The organism is Pseudomonas sp. NBRC 111143, assembly GCF_001320965.1.
GTDB lineage: Bacteria > Pseudomonadota > Gammaproteobacteria > Pseudomonadales > Pseudomonadaceae > Aquipseudomonas > Aquipseudomonas machongensis.
On record NZ_BCBT01000028.1, the window covers coordinates 39071 to 59362 of the forward strand.

18 protein-coding genes are annotated in these 20292 nt (G+C 63.7%); 6 read left to right on the top strand and 12 right to left on the bottom strand.

What is annotated here, in order from left to right; genetic code table 11:
- Nucleotides 1-4: 4 nt before the first annotated feature.
- Nucleotides 5-1945 (top strand): hypothetical protein, encoded by a 1941-nt coding sequence (locus APH44_RS16380; RefSeq protein WP_054893637.1) that lies wholly within the window; start codon nt 5-7, stop codon nt 1943-1945.
- Here APH44_RS16380 and APH44_RS16385 read toward each other — a convergent pair.
- On the bottom strand, nt 1939-2697 hold the full coding sequence (locus tag APH44_RS16385; RefSeq protein WP_054893638.1) for an ABC transporter substrate-binding protein: 759 nt from the start codon (nt 2695-2697) through the stop codon (nt 1939-1941). The genes APH44_RS16380 and APH44_RS16385 overlap by 7 nt on opposite strands.
- 132 nt (nt 2698-2829) lie before the next feature.
- Here APH44_RS16385 and dnaX point away from each other — a divergent pair, with 132 nt between their 5' ends.
- The 3 genes from dnaX (at nt 2830) to recR (ending at nt 5968) form a co-directional block, all read left to right on the top strand.
- The gene (dnaX, locus tag APH44_RS16390; protein ID WP_054893639.1) at nt 2830-4884 is read left to right on the top strand and encodes a DNA polymerase III subunit gamma/tau; all 2055 of its coding nucleotides are present in this window, start codon (nt 2830-2832) and stop codon (nt 4882-4884) included.
- A 62-nt stretch (nt 4885-4946) separates the two neighbouring features.
- Complete coding sequence (locus tag APH44_RS16395) at nt 4947-5282, top strand: YbaB/EbfC family nucleoid-associated protein (RefSeq protein WP_054893640.1); 336 nt, start codon at nt 4947-4949, stop codon at nt 5280-5282.
- A gap of 83 nt (nt 5283-5365) precedes the next feature.
- Nucleotides 5366-5968 (top strand): recombination mediator RecR, encoded by a 603-nt coding sequence (gene recR / locus APH44_RS16400; RefSeq protein ID WP_054893641.1) that lies wholly within the window; start codon nt 5366-5368, stop codon nt 5966-5968.
- A gap of 29 nt (nt 5969-5997) precedes the next feature.
- On the opposite strand, the gene APH44_RS16405 is transcribed toward recR, so the two are convergent.
- The 8 genes from APH44_RS16405 to gcl all read right to left on the bottom strand — a co-directional run bounded on the left by APH44_RS16405 (nt 5998) and on the right by gcl (nt 15669).
- Nucleotides 5998-6996, bottom strand: coding sequence for a sulfate ABC transporter substrate-binding protein (locus APH44_RS16405; RefSeq protein WP_054893642.1), 999 nt, complete (start codon nt 6994-6996; stop codon nt 5998-6000).
- 93 nt (nt 6997-7089) lie between these two features.
- On the bottom strand, nt 7090-7926 hold the full coding sequence (locus tag APH44_RS16410; protein ID WP_054893643.1) for an ion transporter: 837 nt from the start codon (nt 7924-7926) through the stop codon (nt 7090-7092).
- Nucleotides 7927-7973: 47 nt separating this feature from the next.
- Nucleotides 7974-8849, bottom strand: coding sequence for an urea transporter (locus tag APH44_RS16415; protein WP_054893644.1), 876 nt, complete (start codon nt 8847-8849; stop codon nt 7974-7976).
- Nucleotides 8850-9080: 231 nt separating this feature from the next.
- Complete coding sequence (pyk, locus tag APH44_RS16420) at nt 9081-10496, bottom strand: pyruvate kinase (protein ID WP_054893645.1); 1416 nt, start codon at nt 10494-10496, stop codon at nt 9081-9083.
- Nucleotides 10493-11767: a glycerate kinase gene (locus APH44_RS16425; RefSeq protein ID WP_054893646.1), complete on the bottom strand. Its 1275-nt coding sequence runs from the start codon at nt 11765-11767 to the stop codon at nt 10493-10495. Before APH44_RS16425 ends, pyk begins: the two co-directional genes overlap by 4 nt.
- 241 nt (nt 11768-12008) lie before the next feature.
- Nucleotides 12009-12902: a 2-hydroxy-3-oxopropionate reductase gene (locus tag APH44_RS16430; RefSeq protein ID WP_054893647.1), complete on the bottom strand. Its 894-nt coding sequence runs from the start codon at nt 12900-12902 to the stop codon at nt 12009-12011.
- 154 nt (nt 12903-13056) lie between these two features.
- Nucleotides 13057-13839 carry a hydroxypyruvate isomerase gene (gene hyi, locus APH44_RS16435; RefSeq protein ID WP_054893648.1) on the bottom strand — a complete coding sequence of 261 codons (783 nt, stop codon included), beginning with the start codon at nt 13837-13839 and terminating at the stop codon, nt 13057-13059.
- Nucleotides 13840-13893: 54 nt separating this feature from the next.
- Entirely contained in the window at nt 13894-15669 is a 1776-nt protein-coding gene (gcl, locus tag APH44_RS16440; RefSeq protein WP_054893649.1) for a glyoxylate carboligase, read from the bottom strand.
- A 257-nt stretch (nt 15670-15926) separates the two neighbouring features.
- On the opposite strand from gcl, the gene APH44_RS16445 reads away from it, so the two are divergent.
- Entirely contained in the window at nt 15927-16367 is a 441-nt protein-coding gene (locus tag APH44_RS16445) for a heme-binding protein (protein WP_054893650.1), read from the top strand.
- A 66-nt stretch (nt 16368-16433) separates the two neighbouring features.
- Here APH44_RS16445 and APH44_RS16450 read toward each other — a convergent pair whose 3' ends face one another.
- On the bottom strand, nt 16434-17045 hold the full coding sequence (locus tag APH44_RS16450; RefSeq protein ID WP_054893651.1) for a TetR/AcrR family transcriptional regulator: 612 nt from the start codon (nt 17043-17045) through the stop codon (nt 16434-16436).
- A gap of 273 nt (nt 17046-17318) precedes the next feature.
- Between APH44_RS16450 and APH44_RS16455 the strand changes: the two genes are divergently transcribed.
- Nucleotides 17319-18233, top strand: a complete 915-nt coding sequence (locus tag APH44_RS16455; RefSeq protein ID WP_054893652.1) for a DUF808 domain-containing protein — start codon at nt 17319-17321, stop codon at nt 18231-18233.
- A gap of 54 nt (nt 18234-18287) precedes the next feature.
- On the opposite strand, the gene APH44_RS16460 is transcribed toward APH44_RS16455, so the two are convergent.
- Together APH44_RS16460 and APH44_RS16465 are read right to left on the bottom strand one after the other, a co-directional pair.
- Nucleotides 18288-19070 (bottom strand): outer membrane protein OmpK, encoded by a 783-nt coding sequence (locus tag APH44_RS16460; RefSeq protein ID WP_054893653.1) that lies wholly within the window; start codon nt 19068-19070, stop codon nt 18288-18290.
- A gap of 354 nt (nt 19071-19424) precedes the next feature.
- Nucleotides 19425-20210 carry an outer membrane protein OmpK gene (locus APH44_RS16465; RefSeq protein WP_054893654.1) on the bottom strand — a complete coding sequence of 262 codons (786 nt, stop codon included), beginning with the start codon at nt 20208-20210 and terminating at the stop codon, nt 19425-19427.
- Nucleotides 20211-20292: the final 82 nt, after the last annotated feature.

Sequence of the window (20292 nt, forward strand, 5' to 3'; positions counted from 1 at the left end):
GCGCATGCAACCTGAACATTACGATTTCGCCGACACCGTGTTTCTTCCCGTTACTCTGGAAGTCTGCCAAGGCCTGCTCGAGGATGCCTCCGGGCTCGAAGGGTTGAGCGATCCGGAGCTGGCGGCGGTGCTGGTGATCCAGAACCTGTCCCAGGCGCGCGAGCAGGTGCTCGACCCTGCGGCGGCGGAAAAGGTGCTGACCAGGTTGCTGCAGTGGTCGGTGCGGGGGCCGCATGCGCCGGGCGTAGGGCTGGGCTCCGAGGCGCGGCGGCTGTTCGATGCGCGCAAGCTGTATTTCGGCCTGGAAGTCATCAAGGGCTCGCGCTTGCAACTGCTGGGGGCCGAGGAGGTGGCGCAGCGCGAGTACTTGTTGGATGACGGGACCTGGGACATGCGCTTCAGGTCGCTTCGCCACCCGCGCCACAATCCGTTCAGCCAGCAGGCCATCACCGGCTTCAATAAAGAGCGCTGGCTGACCCGCGAGCAAGACAAGTTGCTGCGGGTGCTGCGCGCCAATCCTGACGAAGACCTGCATGTGCAGGGCTATGCAGGCATCGGCAAGAGCTACCTGCTGGGAGCGCTGATCGATTGCCTGCCCAGGGGGCGGGTGTTGGCACTGGCGCGTACGCCCGGCAAGCTCGACGCCCTGCGGCGGCGTATCGGAAAAGGCTCCAAGGCTGGCAAGACGTTCGCCGAGTTTGCCCAGGCCCTGCTGAGCGTGCCTGGGCGGCCTGCCGCACGCGCATCGGCACGCCTGCCGGGCAAGCGCGCGGTGGCCGAAACCCTGAACATCCTGGGCTTTCGCCAATACGACGGCGAAAAGACTCTGGATATCTGCCTGGAGCTGCTGAAAAACTACTGTGAGTCCCGCGATCACAGCCTCACTGTGCGCCACCTTCCGCACTTCGCCCAGGCGCTGTCGCGGCTGGATAGCCAGGTGCTGCTCGAATACGCCAGCCGCCTGTGGACCTATCTGCAGGACAACCCTGCCTGGGATCGCCAGACCGGCTTCCCCACGTTGCTGCTGCTCAAGCGCGCCAGCCTCGCTGGCCACAGTGTGCCGAGCCGCTACAGCCATGTGATCGTCGACGAGAGCCAGGACATGCCTGGCCCGTTGTTGCAGATCATCGAGCGTGGCCGCCAGGTGTTGATCACGCTGGGCGACGAATACCAACGAGCCGACGGGCCCGGATTGCGCCGCGCGCGTCAGGTGCGCCAGCGCGACATCGCCTTCTCGGTGCGCTGCGGGCCGAAAGTGGAGCGGCTGATCAACCCGCTGATCGGTGTGCATTCGCAAAAGTCCAAGCTCGCCTTCGAAGGTGCCGGCAGCGTGGATGTCGGCATCGAGCACTACCCCCTCGATTTCGTGCCACCGCAAGGCTGTGTGGTGCTCACCGCGTCGCCCTGGGATTCGATGAAGTGGGCCATGCAACTGGCCGACAACCAGTGCCGGGTGGGCTTCTCCGATAACGTCGGGATGCAGCGTTTCATGTCCAGCGCCGTGCAGTTGTTCCGTGCCGACCTCTATGGCGCGGGCAGCGATGGCCAGGACACGCATGCCTATTTCGCCCATGCGCTGAACTGGCGACAAGTGCATGAGGACAATCGCTTCGACGAGTCATTCCTGTGGGTCGAGGCGCGGCTGCAGGACGGTTTTCGGATTGCCGAGCTCAACGCCTTGCCGGCACGCTTCTCCAATGAGCCGGACAGCCTGTTGCTGATGCCGGCGCAGGAGGCCGGGGGGCAGGAGTTCGATCACGTGCTGTTGACCCAGGAGCTGATGGCGCTGAATCCGTTCAAGGATGCCTACGCCTTCGACAACCGGGTCTGCGCGGTCTATATCGCGCTGTCACGTGCCCGGCGCCATCTGTATCTGCCCTACGATGTGGACGAGTGGGTGGCGTACCACAAGGGCCAGAAATTCCGCGAGTCACACGGCTACTGATCGGCCGACAGCGTCCCTTGCACCTGGGTGTAGCGCTCGATGATCCGATCGATCTCGCCGGACTGCTTCAGGCGCACCAAGGCCCGCAGCACCTGCTGAGCGGGAATGGCCGGGTCGTTGCGCACCATGCAGCCCAGGTCCTGCTCTTCCAGCAGGGCCAGCGGGCGCAGGCGCTGCTCCCGGGGTTGCTGGCGGTTGAACCATTGCAGCGACAATTGGTTGCTCACCGCATAACGATAACGGCTGGCTTGCAGTTTCTGCAGGGCCAGGTCCTGGTTGCGGCTGTCTTCCCGCGTCAGCAGACGCTGCGCGAACATCGGGTCCAGGGTCGGGTAGGTGTAGCCCAGTACTGTACCGATGGGTTGTGCGGGCAGCTGCGCCAGGCCGCCGGGCAGTCCATCGCCAGCACGCCCGACCAGCAGGTCGCGTTGGTGGATCAGCGGCACGCTCCAGATGAATTCACCGGGCCGTTCGTTGAGCCAGTTGCTGGCCACGTAGCAGCGCACGTCGATGTCGCCAGCGGTCATGGCCTGCTCCAGGCGCAGGCGCGCCATCACGTGGTACTGCGGGCGTACCCCGGCTTCGCGGGCCAGGGCCTGGATCAGGTCGAAGAGAATGCCGTCGACCGGCACGTCGCCCTCGGTGCGCATCAACGGCATGCTCCAGCTCTCCGCGACGGAAAAGCGCAGCACCGGCTGCTCGGCAAGGCCGCTTGAGCTCCATAGCAACAGGATGGCGAGAAGTCGCCGCACGTCTATCCTCCTTGGACTTTCCATGTTCACCGGCAGCGCCCATAGTCTAGACGAGCCGGGCAGGGTGCAATTTTGCCCCCGCTCCGCTAGCATTAGCGATCTTCCGCTCGATCAGGCTGCGATGGTTTTTTGATGAGTTATCAGGTTCTTGCACGTAAATGGCGCCCGCGCTCGTTCCGCGAGATGGTAGGCCAGACCCATGTGCTCAAGGCATTGATCAACGCCCTGGACAACCAGCGGCTGCATCACGCCTACCTGTTCACCGGCACCCGAGGGGTCGGCAAGACCACCATCGCGCGGATCATCGCCAAGTGCCTGAACTGCGAAACCGGTATCACCTCCACACCTTGCGGCACCTGTTCGGTATGCCGGGAAATCGATGAAGGCCGCTTCGTCGACCTGATCGAGATCGACGCCGCCAGCCGCACCAAGGTCGAAGACACCCGCGAACTGCTCGACAACGTGCAGTACGCGCCCAGCCGCGGACGCTTCAAGGTCTACCTGATCGACGAAGTGCACATGCTGTCCACCCACTCCTTCAACGCCTTGCTCAAGACGCTGGAAGAGCCGCCACCCTACGTCAAATTCATCCTCGCCACCACCGATCCGCAGAAGTTGCCAGCAACCATTCTCTCGCGCTGCCTGCAGTTCTCGCTGAAGAACATGAGCCCGGAGCGGGTGGTCGAGCACCTTACCCACGTGCTCGGCGCCGAAAACGTGCCATTCGAGGAAGATGCCCTGTGGCTGCTGGGCCGCGCCGCCGACGGCTCGATGCGCGATGCCATGAGCCTGACCGACCAGGCCATCGCCTTCGGCGAGGGCAAGGTACTGGCCGCCGATGTGCGGGCGATGCTTGGCACGCTCGATCATGGCCAGGTGTACGGTGTGCTGCAGGCCTTGCTCGAAGGTGACGCCCGGGCGCTGCTCGAGGCGGTGCGCGCCCTGGCCGAACAGGGGCCTGACTGGAATGGCGTATTGTCCGAAATGCTCAATGTGCTGCACCGGGTCGCCATCGCCCAGGCCTTGCCGGAGGCGGTGGACAACGGCCAGGGCGATCGCGACAAGGTGCTCGCGCTGGCGGCTGCGTTGCCGGCCGAGGATGTGCAGTTCTACTACCAGATGGGCCTGATCGGTCGGCGCGACCTGCCGCTGGCGCCGGATCCGCGGGGCGGCTTCGAGATGGTCCTGCTGCGCATGCTCGCCTTCCGCCCGGCCGACACGGATGACGCGCCGAAACCTGCGCTAAAGTCGGTGGGGATCAGCCAGGCCACAGCTGATCCAGCCAGACCGGTGGCAACTGCGACCGTGGTTGCCGAGCCCTCCGTGGTTGCCGCTGCGCCTGAGCCTGTTGCGCCGCCCGCACCTGTGGTCGATCAAGCACCCGCCGCCGAGCCGGTCGCTGCTGCTGCGTCCGCCGTGGCTCCGGAAGCGGTGCCTGCGATCGAGCCCGAGCCCGTGCACGCCGTTGCGGGGCCAGAGACAGTCGTCGATCTGCCGTGGGAAGAGCCTTCCCCAACGGTCGCGCCCTCGGCGCCGGTCATCCCGGCCGTCGTCGCGCAGCCGCCTGACGATCAGCCGGACTACGACGAACCGCCCTTCGATCCGTCGGCGTATGCGTCGGTCGGCATGGAGCGCGACGACGACGGTGCGGATGACGATTACTACGTGCCGCAAGCCGATCCGATAGGTTTCAGCTACCTGGACGAGCTCGCCGAGCATATCCAGGAGGACGCGCCTGCGGCGGCGCCCGAGCCTCTGCCTGCGGCGCAGCCGGCCACGGGCCTGGCCCTGCAATGGCTGGAATTATTCCCACAGTTGCCTGTCTCCGGTATGACAGGCAACATCGCCGCGAACTGTACGCTGATCAGCGCCGATGGCGATGACTGGCTGCTGCACCTGGACCCAGGCCAGGGTGCGTTGTTCAACAGCACCCAGCAACGTCGACTCAACGAGGCGCTCAACCAGCATCTGGGGCGTACGCTACGCCTGCAGATCGAGCTGATCCGCCCCGAGCAGGAAACCCCTGCGCAGGCCGCCGCGCGCAAGCGCGCCGAGCGCCAGCACGACGCGGAGCTGTCGATCGAGCAGGACCCGCTCATCCAGCAGATGATCAAGCAGTTCGGCGCCCGGGTGCGGCACGATACAATCGAACCTGTAGACGCGGCCCTGGCAACCCCGGGGCAGTGAAGCGAACCCCTTGCGCCCGGCCTCGTGCCGGCCGCATACATGACCCAATCGAGGATTCTCCCATGATGAAAGGTGGCATGGCCGGCCTGATGAAGCAGGCTCAGCAGATGCAGGAAAAAATGGCCAAGATGCAGGAAGAGCTGGCCAATGCAGAAGTCACCGGCCAGTCCGGTGCAGGTCTGGTCAGCGTGGTGATGACCGGTCGTCATGACGTCAAGCGCGTCAACATCGACGCCAGCCTGATGTCGACCGATCCGGACGACAAGGAAGTGCTCGAGGACTTGATCGCCGCGGCACTCAACGACGCCGTGCGCAAGGTCGAGCAGAACAGCCAGGACAAGATGGGCAGCATGACTGCCGGCATGCAGCTGCCGCCTGGTTTCAAGATGCCGTTCTGATCGACGGTTTGCAGCACATGGGGAGCACGATCGACTGATCGCTGCTCCCTTCTTCATTCTGTACCACTGACAGGCCTGCCTACATGAGCTTCAGCCCCCTGATCCGCCAACTGATCGATGCCCTGCGTGTGCTCCCGGGTGTCGGCCAGAAAACCGCCCAGCGCATGGCCCTGCAGTTGCTCGAGCGCGACCGCAGCGGAGGCACGCGCCTGGCCCAGGCCCTGAGCCAGGCCATGGAAGGTGTTGGCCATTGCCGCCAGTGCCGCACCCTGACCGAGCAGGAGCTGTGCCCGCAGTGTGCCGATCCACGCCGCGACGACACGCAACTGTGCGTGGTGGAAGGGCCGATGGATGTGTATGCGGTAGAGCAGACCGGCTACCGTGGCCGTTACTTCGTGCTCAAGGGGCACCTGTCGCCGCTCGACGGCCTGGGCCCCGAGGCGATCGGTATTCCACAACTGATGGCGCGGATCGAGGAGCAGGGCACCTTCAGCGAGGTGATCCTGGCGACCAACCCCACGGTGGAAGGTGAGGCGACGGCGCATTACATCGCCCAGTTGCTGGCCGAGAAGGGCCTGACTGCCTCGCGTATCGCCCATGGCGTGCCGCTGGGTGGGGAGTTGGAGCTGGTGGACGGTGGCACGCTTGCGCATGCCTTTGCCGGGCGCCGTCCTATCTCGCTGTAAGCGTTGGGGCGCAGCGCGCCCCAAGCCAGTTACTTGTTGGTGTAGATCTGGTCGAACACGCCGCCGTCGTTGAAGTGGGTCTTCTGCACGGTGCGCCAGTCACCGAAGGTCTTCTCCACCGAGAGGAAGTCGACTTTCGGGAAACGGTCGGTGTACTTGGCCAGGACGGTGGCATCACGCGGGCGCAGGTAGTTCTGCGCAGCGATTTCCTGGGCCGCCGGCGACCACAGGTACTTGAGGTATTCCTCGGCCACGGCGCGGGTCTGCTTCTTCTCGACCACCTTGTCGACCACGCTCACCGGTGGCTCGGCTTCTGCCGACACGCTCGGATAGACCACCTCGAACTGATCACGACCGAACTCGCGGGCGATCATCTCGGCTTCGTTCTCGAAGGTGACCAGCACGTCGCCGATCTGGTTGGTCATGAAGGTCGTGGTGGCAGCGCGACCGCCAGTGTCGAGCACCGGTGCCTGCTTGAACAGCTTGCCGACGAAATCACGGGCCTTGGCTTCGTCGCCGCCTTGCTTGAGTACATAGCCCCAGGCCGAGAGGTAGGTGTAGCGGCCATTACCCGAGGTCTTGGGGTTGGGCACGATCACCTGCACGCCATCCTTGAGCAGATCCGGCCAGTCTTTCAGCGCCTTCGGGTTGCCCTTGCGAACGATGAACACGGTGGCCGAGGTGAACGGCGCGCTGTTGTTCGGCAGGCGGGTAACCCAGTTGTCCGGCACCAGCTTGCCGTTGTCGACCAGGGCATTGATGTCGGTGGCCATGTTCATGGTGATGACATCGGCCGGCAGGCCATCGATCACGGCACGCGCCTGCTTGCTTGAGCCGCCGAAGGACATCTGCACATTGACCTTTTCCTTGTGCTCTTCTTCCCAATGCTTCTGGAACGCCGGGTTGTAGTCCTTGTAGAAGTCGCGCATCACGTCATACGAGACGTTCAGCAGGGTCGGCGCGGCCTGGGCCAGGTTGCCGAGGGCCAGGCCTGCGGCGAGCAGCGAGGCGCTGAAGAGTTTTTTCACAGGGGCGTTCCTTGTTGTGAGTGAAAGTTTGGCAATGTGCCAGTAACTATAACCTTTGGTTCTTGAGCCATTAAAGATCAAAACAGACTTTGCTTATGCCTGCTTGGTCGCTCCCTTGGGAAACAGCGCATTGCCACAGCGCGAACAGAATGCTGCCGTCGGCTCATGGGTTTTCTTGGCGCAGGTCGGGCAATCGTGGCGCAACTGTTCGCCGCGCATGGCGTTGGCCAGCTCGGCAGTGAAGATCCCGGTGGGCACGGCGATGATCGAGTAGCCGATGATCATCACCAGCGATGACAGTACCTGGCCCAACGGCGTCTTGGGCACGATGTCGCCGAAGCCGACCGTGGTCAGGGTGACGATGGCCCAGTAGATGCCCTTGGGAATGCTGGTAAAGCCGTGCTCGGGCCCTTCGATCACGTACATCAGCGTACCGAACACGGTGACCAGGGTCGAAACGCTGACCAGGAACACGATGATCTTCTGTTTGCTGCCGCGCAACGCCTCGAGCAGATAGTGCGCCTGCTTGAGGTAGGGGCTGAGCTTGAGCACGCGGAAGATCCGCAGCATACGGATCACCCGAATGATCAGCAGGTACTGGGCGTCGCTGTAGTACAGGGCGATGATCCCCGGCACGATGGCCAGCAGGTCGACCAGGCCGTAGAAGCTGAACGCGTAGCGCAGCGGCTTTGGCGAGCAGTACAGCCGGGTGAGGTACTCGGCGAGGAAGATCGCCGTGAAGGCCCACTCGATGCCGGCCAGCAAGCCGGAATAATTGCGGTGCACATCGTCGATGCTGTCGAGGATGACGGTGACCAGGCTGGCCAGGATGATCAGCAGAAGGATCTTGTCAAAGCGTCTTCCAGCGACGGTGTCGGTCTGGAAGACGATCACATAGAGCCGCTCGCGCAGGCTCGAAGGGGTGTCCATGGGCTCGTTCCGTTATACGTTGCCGGTGAGAGCCTAGGGGCTGGCTCTCAGCCGTGCAAGCGCTGCGCGCTGCGCTGTCGGGCTTGCTGGACGAGGTGGCCGCCCAGATGCATCAACCAGCAAGCGAGGACGAAGGGCGCGGTGAGCGCCGGCAGCGGCCACAGACTGGACAGCGCCTGCAGCAGCAGGGCCAGGGCGATGGCCAGCAGCGGGACCCAGGGGCGTTCGCCCTGGCGGCTGAAGGCCAGTGCGGCCAGTGTGGTGTTGAAACCATACAAGCCCATCCAGGCCGCAGCTGCCTGGTCAGCGAGCAAGGCCGCACCGCCACCGATGGCTGAGCCGATCAGGGCCCAGCACGCAGCACGAGGATGGGCGAAGAACATGCCGGCGACGATCAGCAGGCCCGCCAGCGGTGCATCGAGCAGAAACACCTGGCCGACCCCACGCAGCACCCCGTGCACGTGGCTGGCTTCGACCTGGCCGCTGACGCCGGGCTCGATGATCAGCAGCATGATCCAGCCCAGTAGCACGAAAGGCGCAGTGTAGGCCAACAGCAGAGGGCCGCCGCGCTTGCGCCACTGGTGGGTGATGATGCTCGACAGGCCGCCGGCAGCAAGGATCAGCGCAGGCACGATCGCCGACCAAGGCACCAGCGCACTGATCAGCAGGCCGATCAGCACACCGTTGTAGCTGTAAAGGCCGGCCTGGCGATCAGCGCGGGCATAGCCGCGGCGCTGCGCCGTGAGCAGGCCGGCGAGGGCGCCTAGCAGCGCGCCGCCGACCAGGTCCGGGGCGGTGAGGAGGATGGCCAGCAGGCAGCACAGGCCGCACAGGGGATCGCGCAGCAGCAGCACCTGGCTGAAGCCGTTGAGCAGCGCCGTGGCCCAGTCGGGGCACGGGTTGATGAAATTCTTGGTGTACATGGGCAGTCGGCAAGGTGAGTGAAAGGCGCTGGGCCTCTTCGGGCCTCGGTTGTGCGCCATTGGATTGGCTCTGCGCGCTCTGTAGGAGCGGGCTTGCCCGCGAAAAAGACACCGCGCTGCCTGGCACGGGCTACGCCCGTGTTCGCGGGACAAGCCCGCTCCCACAGGGATTGGGCTGGCCTTTAGATTTCGAACAAGACAGTTGCTTCTACAAAATTGCAGGGCCGGTCTTCAGATCAAGGTCTCGATCCGCAAGGTATTGGTGCTCCCTGGCTGGCCGAACGGCACCCCCGCGGTGATCAGCAGGGTGTCGCCACGGCTGGCCATGCCTTGTGCCTGGGCGATCTCCAGCGCAGTCGAGCAGATCTCATCGACCTGGCGCAGGCGGTCGTTGACCACCGAATGCACACCCCAGGTGACGCTGAGTCGGCGCGCGGTCTTGAGGTTCGGCGTCAGGTTGAGGATGGGGGCCCGTGGCCGCTCGCGGGCGGCGCGCAAGGTCGAGGCCCCTGACTCGCTGTAGTTGACCAGCACCGCCACCGGCAGGATGCCGCTGATGCGCCGAATCGCGCAGCTGATGGCATCCGAAACCGTGGCTTCGGCCTTGGGGCGGCCAACGTCGAGCTGGGCCTGGTAGTCCGGGCCGTTTTCCACCTGGCGGATGATCTTGCTCATCATCTGCACCGCCTCCAGTGGGTAGTCGCCGGAGGCGGTCTCGGCCGACAGCATCACCGCGTCGGCGCCTTCGGCCACGGCATTGGCCACGTCGGTGACCTCGGCGCGGGTCGGAGCGGGCGAGAAGCGCATCGATTCGAGCATCTGCGTCGCCACCACCACCGGCTTGCCCAGTTGGCGGCAGGTACTGATGATGCGCTTCTGGATCTGCGGCACGCTTTCAGCCGGCACTTCCACGCCCAGGTCGCCACGGGCGACCATGATCGCATCGGACAGCTCGGCGATGGCCTGCAGTTGCTCGACCGCCGAGGGCTTCTCGATCTTGGCCATCAGGTAGGCACGTTCGCCGATCAACTGGCGCGCCTCGACGATATCCTCGGGGCGCTGGACGAACGACAGCGCCACCCAGTCCACGCCCAGTTCCAGGCCGAAGGCCAAGTCGCGGCGGTCTTTCTCGGTGAGCGGGGAGAGGTCCAGCACCGCCTGGGGTACGTTGACGCCCTTGCGGTCGGACAGCTCGCCGCCGGCCAGCACTTCGGTGTCGATGGCGTCGGCATGCTTGGCGGTGACCCGCAGGCGCAGCTTGCCATCATCGAGCAGCAGGTCCATGCCGGGCTCCAGCGCGGCGATGATTTCCGGGTGCGGCAGGTTGACCCGGCGGCTGTCGCCGGGGGCCTTGTCCAGGTCCAGGCGCAGGGCCTGGCCACGCTGCAACTGCACCTTGCCTTCAGCGAAACGGCCGACACGCAGTTTCGGCCCCTGCAGGTCCATGAGGATGCCCAGTGGGTAGTTCAGTTGCTGCTCGACCTCACGGATCCACTGGTAGCGCAGGGCGTGATCGGCGTGTTCGCCGTGGCTGAAGTTGAGACGGAAGATATTCACTCCGGCTTCGACCAGTTGGCGGATGTCATCGATGCCGTTGATCGCCGGCCCCAGGGTGGCGAGGATTTTCACTTTTTTATCGGGCGTCATGATTGCGAGGTCTCGAGGATCAGGATGGCGCGGAAGTCGTTGACGTTGGTGCGGGTCGGCTCGGTGACGATCAAGGCGTCGAGCGCGGCGAAGTAGCCATAGCCGTTGTTGTTGTCCAGCTCGTCACTGGCCGACAGGCCCAGGGCCTGTGCGCGGCTGAAGCTGTCCGGGGTCATCAGGGCACCGGCGTTTTCTTCGGAGCCGTCGATGCCGTCGGTGTCGCCGGCCAGTGCGTACACGCCAGGCAGGCCCTTGAGGCTTTCGGTGAGGCTGAGCAGGAACTCGGCGTTGCGCCCGCCACGGCCATTGCCGCGCACGGTGACGGTGGTCTCGCCGCCGGACAGGATCACGCAGGGGGCCTTCAGCGGCTGGCCATGCAGGACGATCTGCCGGGTGATGCCGGCATGCACCTTGGCCACTTCGCGCGATTCACCTTCCAGATCTCCCAGGATCAGTGGGCTGAAACCGGCCTGACGGGCTTTTACCGCGGCAGCTTCGAGCGATTGCTGGGGTTTGGCGATCAGTGTGAAGTGGCTGCGCGCCAGGGCCGGGTCATCGGCCTTGACGGTTTCCGATGCCGGGTTGTTCAGCCAGTCGATGACCGCTTTGGGCGCCTCGATGTCGTAGCGCTTGAGGATCGCCAGGGCATCGGCCGAGGTGCTCGGGTCGGCCACGGTGGGGCCGGAGGCGATGACGGTGGCCAGATCGCCCGGCACATCGGAAATGGCATAGGTATAGACGGTGGCGGGCCAGCAGGCCTTGGCCAGGCGCCCTCCCTTGATCGCCGAGAGGTGCTTGCGCACGCAGTTCATCTCGCCGATGGTGGCGCCGGACTTGAGCAGCGCCTTGTTGATCTGCTGCTTGTCGGCCAGCGTGAGGCCGTCGGCGGGTAGTGCCAGCAGGGCCGAGCCGCCGCCGGAGAGCAGGAAGATGACGCGGTCGTCTTCATCGAGGTTGCTGACCAGTTGCAGCACGCGCTTGGCGACCGCAAGGCCGGCGGCGTCGGGGACCGGGTGGGCGGCTTCGACCACCTCGATCTTCTGGCAATTGGCGCCATGGCCATAGCGGGTCACGACCAGGCCCGAGACTTCGCCCTGCCAGCTCTTCTCGACCACTTCGGCCATGGCGGCGGCAGCCTTGCCAGCGCCGATGACGATGACCCGGCCGCTGCGGTCGGCAGGCAGGTGAGGTTCGAGGACCTGACGGGGATGGGCGGCGGCGATGGCTGTGTCGAACAGCTCGCGCAGGAGTTTCTGTGGATCGACCGACATGGCAGGCTCCCAAAGTTCTTGTTGTTCTGCAGAATCGAAAACGCCCCTGGAACTGCCTCCGTGCAGGCCGAACCAGGGGCGGGTGTTGCTCGGTGTCACCCCTGAGCCTGTGGTCGCAGGTTCAGCGGTGTTGGCTGCTTCGCGGGCAAGCCCGCTCCTACAGGGTCAACGCAGTCCTCGGGGACTGTGGATCCCTCGTAGGAGTGGGCTTGCCCGCGAAGCGGCCGGTAAGGCTTACAAATTACTGGTCGTCACGAATCGAGAAGTTGGCCATGTGTTCCAGCCCCTTGATCAGTGCCGAGTGGTCCCAGTTGCTGCCACCCAGTGCTGCGCAGGTGTTGAACACCTGCTGGGCATTGGAAGTGTTGGGCAGGTTGATGCCCAGCTCCTTGGCACCCTGCAGGGCCAGGTTGAGGTCTTTCTGGTGCAGGCTGATACGGAAGCCCGGGTCGAAGGTGCCCTTGATCATGCGCTCGGCATGGACTTCGAGGATCTTCGAGGAGGCGAAACCGCCCATCAGCGCTTCGCGCACCTTGGCCGGGTCGGCGCCGTTCTTGGCGGCGAACAGCAGCGCTTCGCTGACGGCCTGGATGTTCAGGGCGACGATGATCTGGTTGGCCACCTTGGCGGTCTGGCCATCGCCATTGCCACCGACGCGCGTGATGTTCTTGCCCATGGCTTCGAACAGCGGCAGGGCGCGCTCGAAGGCTTTCGGGCAGCCGCCGACCATGATGCTCAGGGTTGCGGCCTTGGCGCCGACTTCACCGCCGGATACCGGGGCGTCCAGGTAGGTGGCGCCAGTTGCCTTGATTTTCTCGGCGAAGGCCTTGGTCGCGGTGGGGGAGATCGAGCTCATGTCGATCACCACCTTGTTCGGGCCGACGCCTTCACCGACGCCATTCTCACCGAACAGCACGCTCTCGACCTGCGGGGTGTCGGGCACCATCACGATGATGAATTCGGCTTCCTGCGCCACCTCTTTAGGGTTGGCCAGGGCCAGGGCACCTGCGGCGACCAGGTCGGCAGGAGCGGCGTCGTGGTGGGTGGAGACGAACAGGCTGTGACCTGCTTTCTGCAGGTTCTGGGCCATGGGCTTGCCCATGATGCCGGTGCCGATGAAACCGATTTTAGCCATGAGAATGTGCCTCGTTGTATTTGTGATATCTCAAGCGAACTGAGCGCCTTGTGGGAGCGGGCTTGCCCGCGAATGCGGCAGGTCAGGCGACGAAGGTGTCCTTGCGGGCGCCATCGCGGGACAAGCCCGCTCCTACAGGGAGCGACTGTGTTCGTTAGATCGCGTTATGGGTTTTCAGCCAGGCGAGCCCGGCCTCGGTGGTGGTCTTGGGCTTGTACTCCGCACCCACCCAGCCCTGGTAACCGATGCGGTCCAGGTGCTCGAACAGGAAGCGGTAGTTGATCTCGCCAGTGCCCGGCTCGTGACGGCCGGGGTTGTCGGCGAGCTGGATGTGGTTGATCTGCTTGAGGTGGGTTTCCAGGGTCCGCGCCAGGTCACCCTCCATGATCTGCATGTGGTAGATGTCGTACTGCAGGAACAGGTTGGCGCTGCCCACCTCGGCCTGGATCTCCAGGGCCTGGGCGGTGGTGTTCAGGTAGAAGCCTGGGATGTCGCGGGTGTTGATCATCTCCATGACCAGGCGGATCCCGGCGGCTTCGAGCTTGTCGGCGGCGTACTTGAGGTTGTCGACGAAGGGCTTGCGCACCTCGGCGCACTGCAGGCCTTGTGGGCGGATACCGGCCAGGGCGTTGACCTGCTTGTTGCCCAGCACCTTGGCGTATTCGATGGCCTTGTCGACGCCGGCGCGGAACTCTTCGATGCGATCAGGGTGGCAGGTGATGCCGCGTTCACCTTTGGCCCAGTCGCCTGCAGGCAGATTGAACAGCACCTGGGTCAGGCCGTGGGCGTCGAGCTGCTGCTTGATCTCGCTGGCGCTGAAGTCGTACGGGAAGAGGTATTCGACACCGCTGAAGCCCGCGTCGGCAGCGGCTTTGAAGCGGGCGAGGAAGTCCTGTTCGGTGAACAGCATGGACAGGTTGGCAGCGAAGCGAGGCATGGTTGTCTCCTTGCAGATGAAAGCCCCCGGCAGCCTGCGCGGGGGCGTCGGCAATCAGTCGAGCAGCGAGATGGCAGTCGGCGCGTCGTTGCCGACCAGCGCGAGGTCTTCGAACTCGTTGACCGCGTTGATCTCGGTACCCATGGAAATGTTGGTGACGCGCTCGAGAATCACCTCGACCACCACCGGCACGCGGAACTCTTCGGCCATTTTCTGCGCCTTGAGCAGGGCAGGGGCGATCTCGCCCGGCTCGAACACGCGCAGCGCCTTGCAGCCCAGGCCCTCGACCACGGCGACGTGATCCACGCCGTAGCTGCCGGCTTCGCTGGAGTTGATGTTCTCGAACGCCAGTTGTACACAGTAATCCATGTCGAAGCCACGCTGGGCCTGGCGGATCAGGCCGAGGTAGGCGTTGTTCACCAGCACATGGACGTAGGGCAGGTTGAACTGCGCACCGACCGCCAACTCCTCGATCATGAACTGGAAGTCGTAGTCACCCGACAGCGCCACCACCTTGCGTTTCGGGTCGGCCTTGACCACGCCGAGGGCCGCGGGGATGGTCCAGCCCAGCGGGCCGGCCTGGCCGCAGTTGATCCAGTGGCGCGGCTTGTACACGTGGAGGAACTGCGCGCCGGCAATCTGCGACAGGCCGATGGTGCTGACGTAGCAGGTGTCCTTGCCGAATACCTGGTTCATTTCTTCGTACACGCGCTGCGGCTTGACCGGCACGTTGTCGAAGTGAGTCTTGCGCTGCAGGCTCGACTTGCGCTGCTGGCAATCTTCCAGCCAGGCCTTGCGGCACTTGAGCTTGCCGGCCGCTTTCCACTCGCGGGCCACTTCCAGGAAGGCGTCCAGCGCAGCGCCGGCGTCGGAGACGATGCCCAGGTCAGGGGTGAACACACGGCCGATCTGGGTCGGTTCGATGTCGACATGCACGAACTTGCGGCCTTCGGTGTAGACATCGACGGAGCCGGTGTGGCGGTTGGCCCAGCGGTTGCCGATGCCGAACACCAGGTCGGACTTGAGCAGGGTAGCGTTGCCATAGCGGTGCGAGGTCTGCAGGCCGACCATGCCGACCATCAGTTCGTGGTCGTCAGGGATGGTGCCCCAGCCCATCAGGGTCGGGATCACTGGCACGCCGGTCAGTTCGGCGAACTCGACCAGCTTGTCGCTGGCGTCGGCATTGATGATGCCGCCACCTGCGACCAGCAGCGGGCGTTCGGCGTCATTGAGCAGGGCCAGGGCTTTCTCGGCCTGGATTCGCGTGGCCGAAGGCTTGTGTACCGGCAGCGGCGCGTAGGCGTCGATGTCGAATTCGATTTCGGCCATCTGCACGTCGAACGGCAGGTCGATCAGCACCGGGCCTGGGCGGCCGGTACGCATCTCGTAGAAGGCTTTCTGGAAGGCGTAGGGCACCTGGCCCGGCTCCAGCACGGTGGTGGCCCACTTGGTCACCGGCTTGACGATGTTGGTGATGTCGACGGCCTGGAAGTCTTCCTTGTGCAGGCGGGCGCGGGGGGCCTGGCCGGTGATGCACAGGATCGGGATGGAGTCGGCCGAGGCGCTGTACAGGCCGGTGACCATGTCGGTGCCGGCTGGGCCGGAGGTGCCGATGCACACACCGATGTTGCCTGGGTTGGCGCGGGTGTAGCCCTCGGCCATGTGCGAGGCACCTTCGACGTGGCGAGCGAGGACGTGATCGATGCCGCCGACTTTCTTCAGGGCCGAGTACAGCGGGTTGATGGCAGCCCCGGGAATGCCGAATGCCGTCTCTACGCCTTCACGGCGCATGACCAGAACGGCTGCATCGATTGCTCTCATTTTGCTCATGATTTGTGCCTCATCGATTTTGTAATTGTATACAACTTGCTTTGCGCCAAAGTGTATTCACGCTCTGAGCTTCAGGTCAATGCATTTTCATCGGGTCGATTGGCTTTCGCTGGAAACCCCACAGAAAAGGCGTTCTATCTGATGGAGTACGATCGTTCAAAAATATTGTATACAAAAAATCTTTCTGTTGTGTTCTATTTGCTTATCGGTTTTCAACTGCCCCTCAGGGCTTCTCACAACAAGAAGAGGACCTTTCCATGAACGCAATGACGCTCAACGTCGCCAACACCTTGGTCGCCGCCGCCCTTGCCGCCGGGCGCAAGATCGACGCCGCACCGCTGACGGTGGCGGTGCTGGATGCCGGCGGCCATCTGCTGGCCTTGCAACGCGAGGACGGTGCCAGTCTGTTACGTCCGCAGGTGGCGATGGGCAAGGCCTGGGGGGCTGTGGCCCTGGGCAAGGGGTCACGCCTGCTGGCGCTGGATGCACAGCAGCGACCGGCGTTTTTCGCGGCGTTGAACGGCTTGGGCGAGCGGTCGGTGGTCCCCGCGCCAGGTGGGGTGCTGATCCGTGATCAGGCGGGGAAAGTGCTGGGTGCGGTGGGGATCAGCGGGGACACGTCGGACATCGACGAGCAGTGCGCAATCACTGCCATCGAGGCGCTCGGGCTTACGGCTGATGCTGGGGTAGCTGTCTGATACCGCGTTGGCCTGCGCTCCCGCCAGGGCCCGTCGGCCAAGGATGGGAGCGGTGTACGCCGACCGTCAGGCCGCCTCGGGCTCACACCCCTTGAGCACCAGGCGGATGATGGTTTCGGCGGCGGCGTCGTAATCGCTGTCGGCGAGCTTGGCCTTGCCGGTCACCACGGCAATCTGCCAATCGAAGTCGGCGTAGGTTTGCGTCGCCGCCCAGATGCTGAACATCAGGTGATGTGGATCGACCGGGGCGATCTGGCCGCGTTCGATCCAGCGCTGGATGCACTCGATGTTGTGTCGCGCCTGTTCGTTGAGCTGCTCGACCTGCCCAGGCGAGAGGTGCGGGGCGCCGTGCATGATCTCGCTGGCGAACACCTTGGAGGCATGCGGCAGGTCGCGGGAGATGCGGATCTTCGAGCGGATGTAGCCGCTGAGCACTTCTTTGGGATCGCCATCGGCGTTGAACGGCGTGGACGCCTGCATGATCGGCGCGATGATGCTCTCGAGCACCTCGCGGTAGAGGTTCTCTTTCGACTTGAAGTAGTAGTAGACGTTCGGCTTGGGCAGCCCGGCCTTGGCAGCGATATCGCTGGTCTTGGTGGCGGCGAAGCCTTTGTCGGCGAATTCCTCGCTGGCCGCGCGCAGGATCAGTTCCTTGTTGCGCTCGCGAATCGTGCTCATGGTCTATGAATCTTCCTGTGACTGGCCGCCTCTAGGCTCTGTACGAAAAGCCTTGATACTCGGTGATGCTGCGTTGAAAACAGCCTCGGAATGCTCATTTACAATCCGTAAACTCCGCTTCCTCGGCTGTTTTCGCCTTGCCTGACCTTCGTCTCAAGGCTTTTCATACAGACCCTGAGAGCGTCGGGCATGGTAGCACCGGCCCAGAGAGCGGCTCAAGGCGACGGCATTGGGCTAGAATCGGACCTTTGCAATCATTGGAAACACAACGACATGGCAGGAAGCAGCTTACTGGTGTTGATCGACGACATCGCCACGGTGCTGGACGATGTTTCGCTGATGACCAAGGTCGCGGCGAAGAAGACCGCAGGCGTGCTGGGCGATGACCTGGCGCTCAACGCCCAGCAGGTGACCGGGGTACGGGCCGAGCGGGAGATCCCGGTGGTCTGGGCGGTGGCCAAGGGCTCGCTGCTGAACAAGGCGATCCTGGTGCCGGCTGCCCTGTTAATCAGTGCATTCATCCCCTGGGCGGTCACGCCGTTGCTGATGCTTGGGGGCGCCTACCTGTGCTTCGAGGGCTTCGAGAAGCTGGCGCACAAGTTCCTGCACAGCAAGGAGGAGGATCAGGCGCAGCACACGGCGCGCAAGGAGGCCGTGGCCGATGCGAATGTCGACTTGGTCGCCTTCGAGAAGAACAAGATCAAGGGCGCAGTGCGCACGGACTTCATCCTCTCCGCCGAAATCATCGCCATCACCCTCGGTACGGTGGCCGATGCGCCGCTGAGCCAGCAGATCGTCGTGCTGTCAGGCATTGCCGTGGTCATGACATTGGGTGTGTACGGGCTGGTGGCCGGAATCGTCAAGCTCGATGACCTGGGGCTGTGGCTGACCCGCAAGGGCTCGAGCCTGGCACAAGCGGTCGGTAATGGCATCCTGCGTGCGGCCCCCTACATGATGAAGAGTCTGTCGGTGATCGGCACCGCGGCCATGTTCCTGGTCGGTGGCGGCATTCTCGTGCACGGCATCGCGCCGCTGCATCATGCCATCGAGGCCTTTGCCGACGGACGTGGCGGAGCGCTGACCGGGGCGTTGATCAACGGCGTGCTGGGAGTGGTAGCCGGGGCGGTGGTGCTGGCGGTGGTAAGTGTGGCTGGCAAGTTGTGGCGGATGCTGCGGCCAGCAGCGTGATCATCGGTGGGTCTGCTTCGCGGTTTTACCCGCGAAGCAGACCCACCGCTCAGATCAGAAGTGCACCTTGACCAGGAAACTCATGGTGTTCTGGTCAGTGGTGAAGGCATCGCTGTCCTTGATCCCGTACTTGTCGCTCCAGTAGTCGTACTCGATACCGACGTACAACTGCTTCTCACCCAGGTGCAATGCCTTGCCCAGGTCATATTTGACCTGCGGGTTGAAGTGCAGGTTGGCGTGATAGCTGCCACGGCTGTTCTCGTCGTTGTCCACCACCCAGTCCATGAAGCCGTCGATCAGCACATCCGATGAGCCCACGGGAATGGTGTAGGACCACACTGGAGTGATCTGCCAGACATGATCACCCGGGCGGCTGCCATCGGTGGTGCGGTGGTAGAAGTTCAGCTGGAAATAGTCGAAGCCAGGAATCGCCAGGTCGAAGCCAGGGCCGATCAGGTAGGACTCGGTATCACCCTCGCCGAACTCGTAGGTCATGGCCAGCAGCACATCCTTGACCGGGCCGAACTCCAGCTTCTGGTCGAAGATCTTGCCGAACGACAGGCGCGGGCTGATCTCGCCGTAGTAGGTGTTCGGGCCGTTGTTCGCGTCTTTCTTGCCCTGGTAGAAGATCTTGTCGACGAAGATGAAGTTGTCGCCGTACTTCCAGGCATCGGCGTGCTCGAAGGTGACGGTCTGCTGGGTCTCGGGGTTGACCTTGAAGTTCTTGCCCCAGAGGTAGGTCAGGCTGTTGGTCTGCCACTGCAGCAGGTCGTCGGCGAAGCTGGTGCCGCAGGCGAGCAGGCCGCCGGCGAGGATCAGGCTGTTGATGATGCGCATTGCGTGTGTCGCTCCCTTGATTGGATGTTGCTGTCAGCGCTCGTGTCGGCGCCTTTCTTGTCTTTCGGGTCAGTTTTTTCGGGTTGGCCACAGCTCTCTGGCAAGTGCTGCGCCAACTTTCCGGGTTGGTCACAACCATCCTGCTCGACGTCGTTCTGAACGGATGAAAAGGGTGTTTCTGGCTGGCAAAACATCGACCAACCGCCCGAATTCATTGACTGAGCGGTCAGTAAACGCGGGCAGGATCCGGCCTGCCCTGAGCGAGGGGGCGCGCAGATTACTGGCTTGCGCGCCGGTCCTCAAGTGCTCCGTCCTGGAGCGCGGTGATACAAAGTTGGGCGTTCGGTCAGGTTATTAGAAGTGCACCTTGACCAGCGCACTGGCCACGCTCTGGTTGCTCTGCAGATTGCCGCGGCTGTCGATGCCGTACTTGTCCTTCCAGTAGCTGTACTCGAACCCGACATACAACTGCTTGGCGCCCAGGTTGAGGGCCTTGCCCAGGTCGTACTTGACCTGTGGGTTGAAGTGCAGGTTGGCGTGGTAGGTGCCGCGGCGGGTCTGGTCGTTGTCGGTCACCCAGTCCATGTAGCCGTCGATCAGAATGTCGGAGCGGCCCAGGGGAATGGTGTACGACCAGCCGGGAGTGAACTGCCAGACGTTGTCGCCGGGGCGACTGCCCTCGGTGTTGCGCAGGTAGATGTTGAGGTAGAAATAGTTGAAGCCAGGGATGTCCAGGTCGAACCCGGGGCCTATCAGGTAGGCCGCGTTCAACCCTTCGCCACGCTCGTAGGTCATGGCCAGCAGCACGTCCTTGACCGGGCCGAAGGCCAGCTTGCGGTCGAGGATCTTGCCGAACGACAGGCGCGGGCTGAACTCGCCGTAGTAGGTGTTCACGCCTTTGCTGGCGTCGGTCTTGCCGTTGTAGAAGATCTTGTCGATGAACAGGAAGGTATCACCGTACTTCCACTTGTTGGCGTGCTCGAAGGTGATGGTCTGCTGGATGTCCGGGTTGACCTTGAAATCCTTGCCGTAGAGGTAGGTCAGGCTTTCGCCGTGCCATTGCAGCCAGTCGCCCGCGAACGCGGGGAGGGTGGCCAGCAGGCTGCTGCCCAGCAGCAGGGACGAGGTGGTGCGCTTCATGTGCGAATTCCCGTGTTCTTGTTGTTGTTCGAGGTTTCTTCGGCGCGCAGGCGCCCCGGACGGCCCGCTCCCGTGGGCCGCC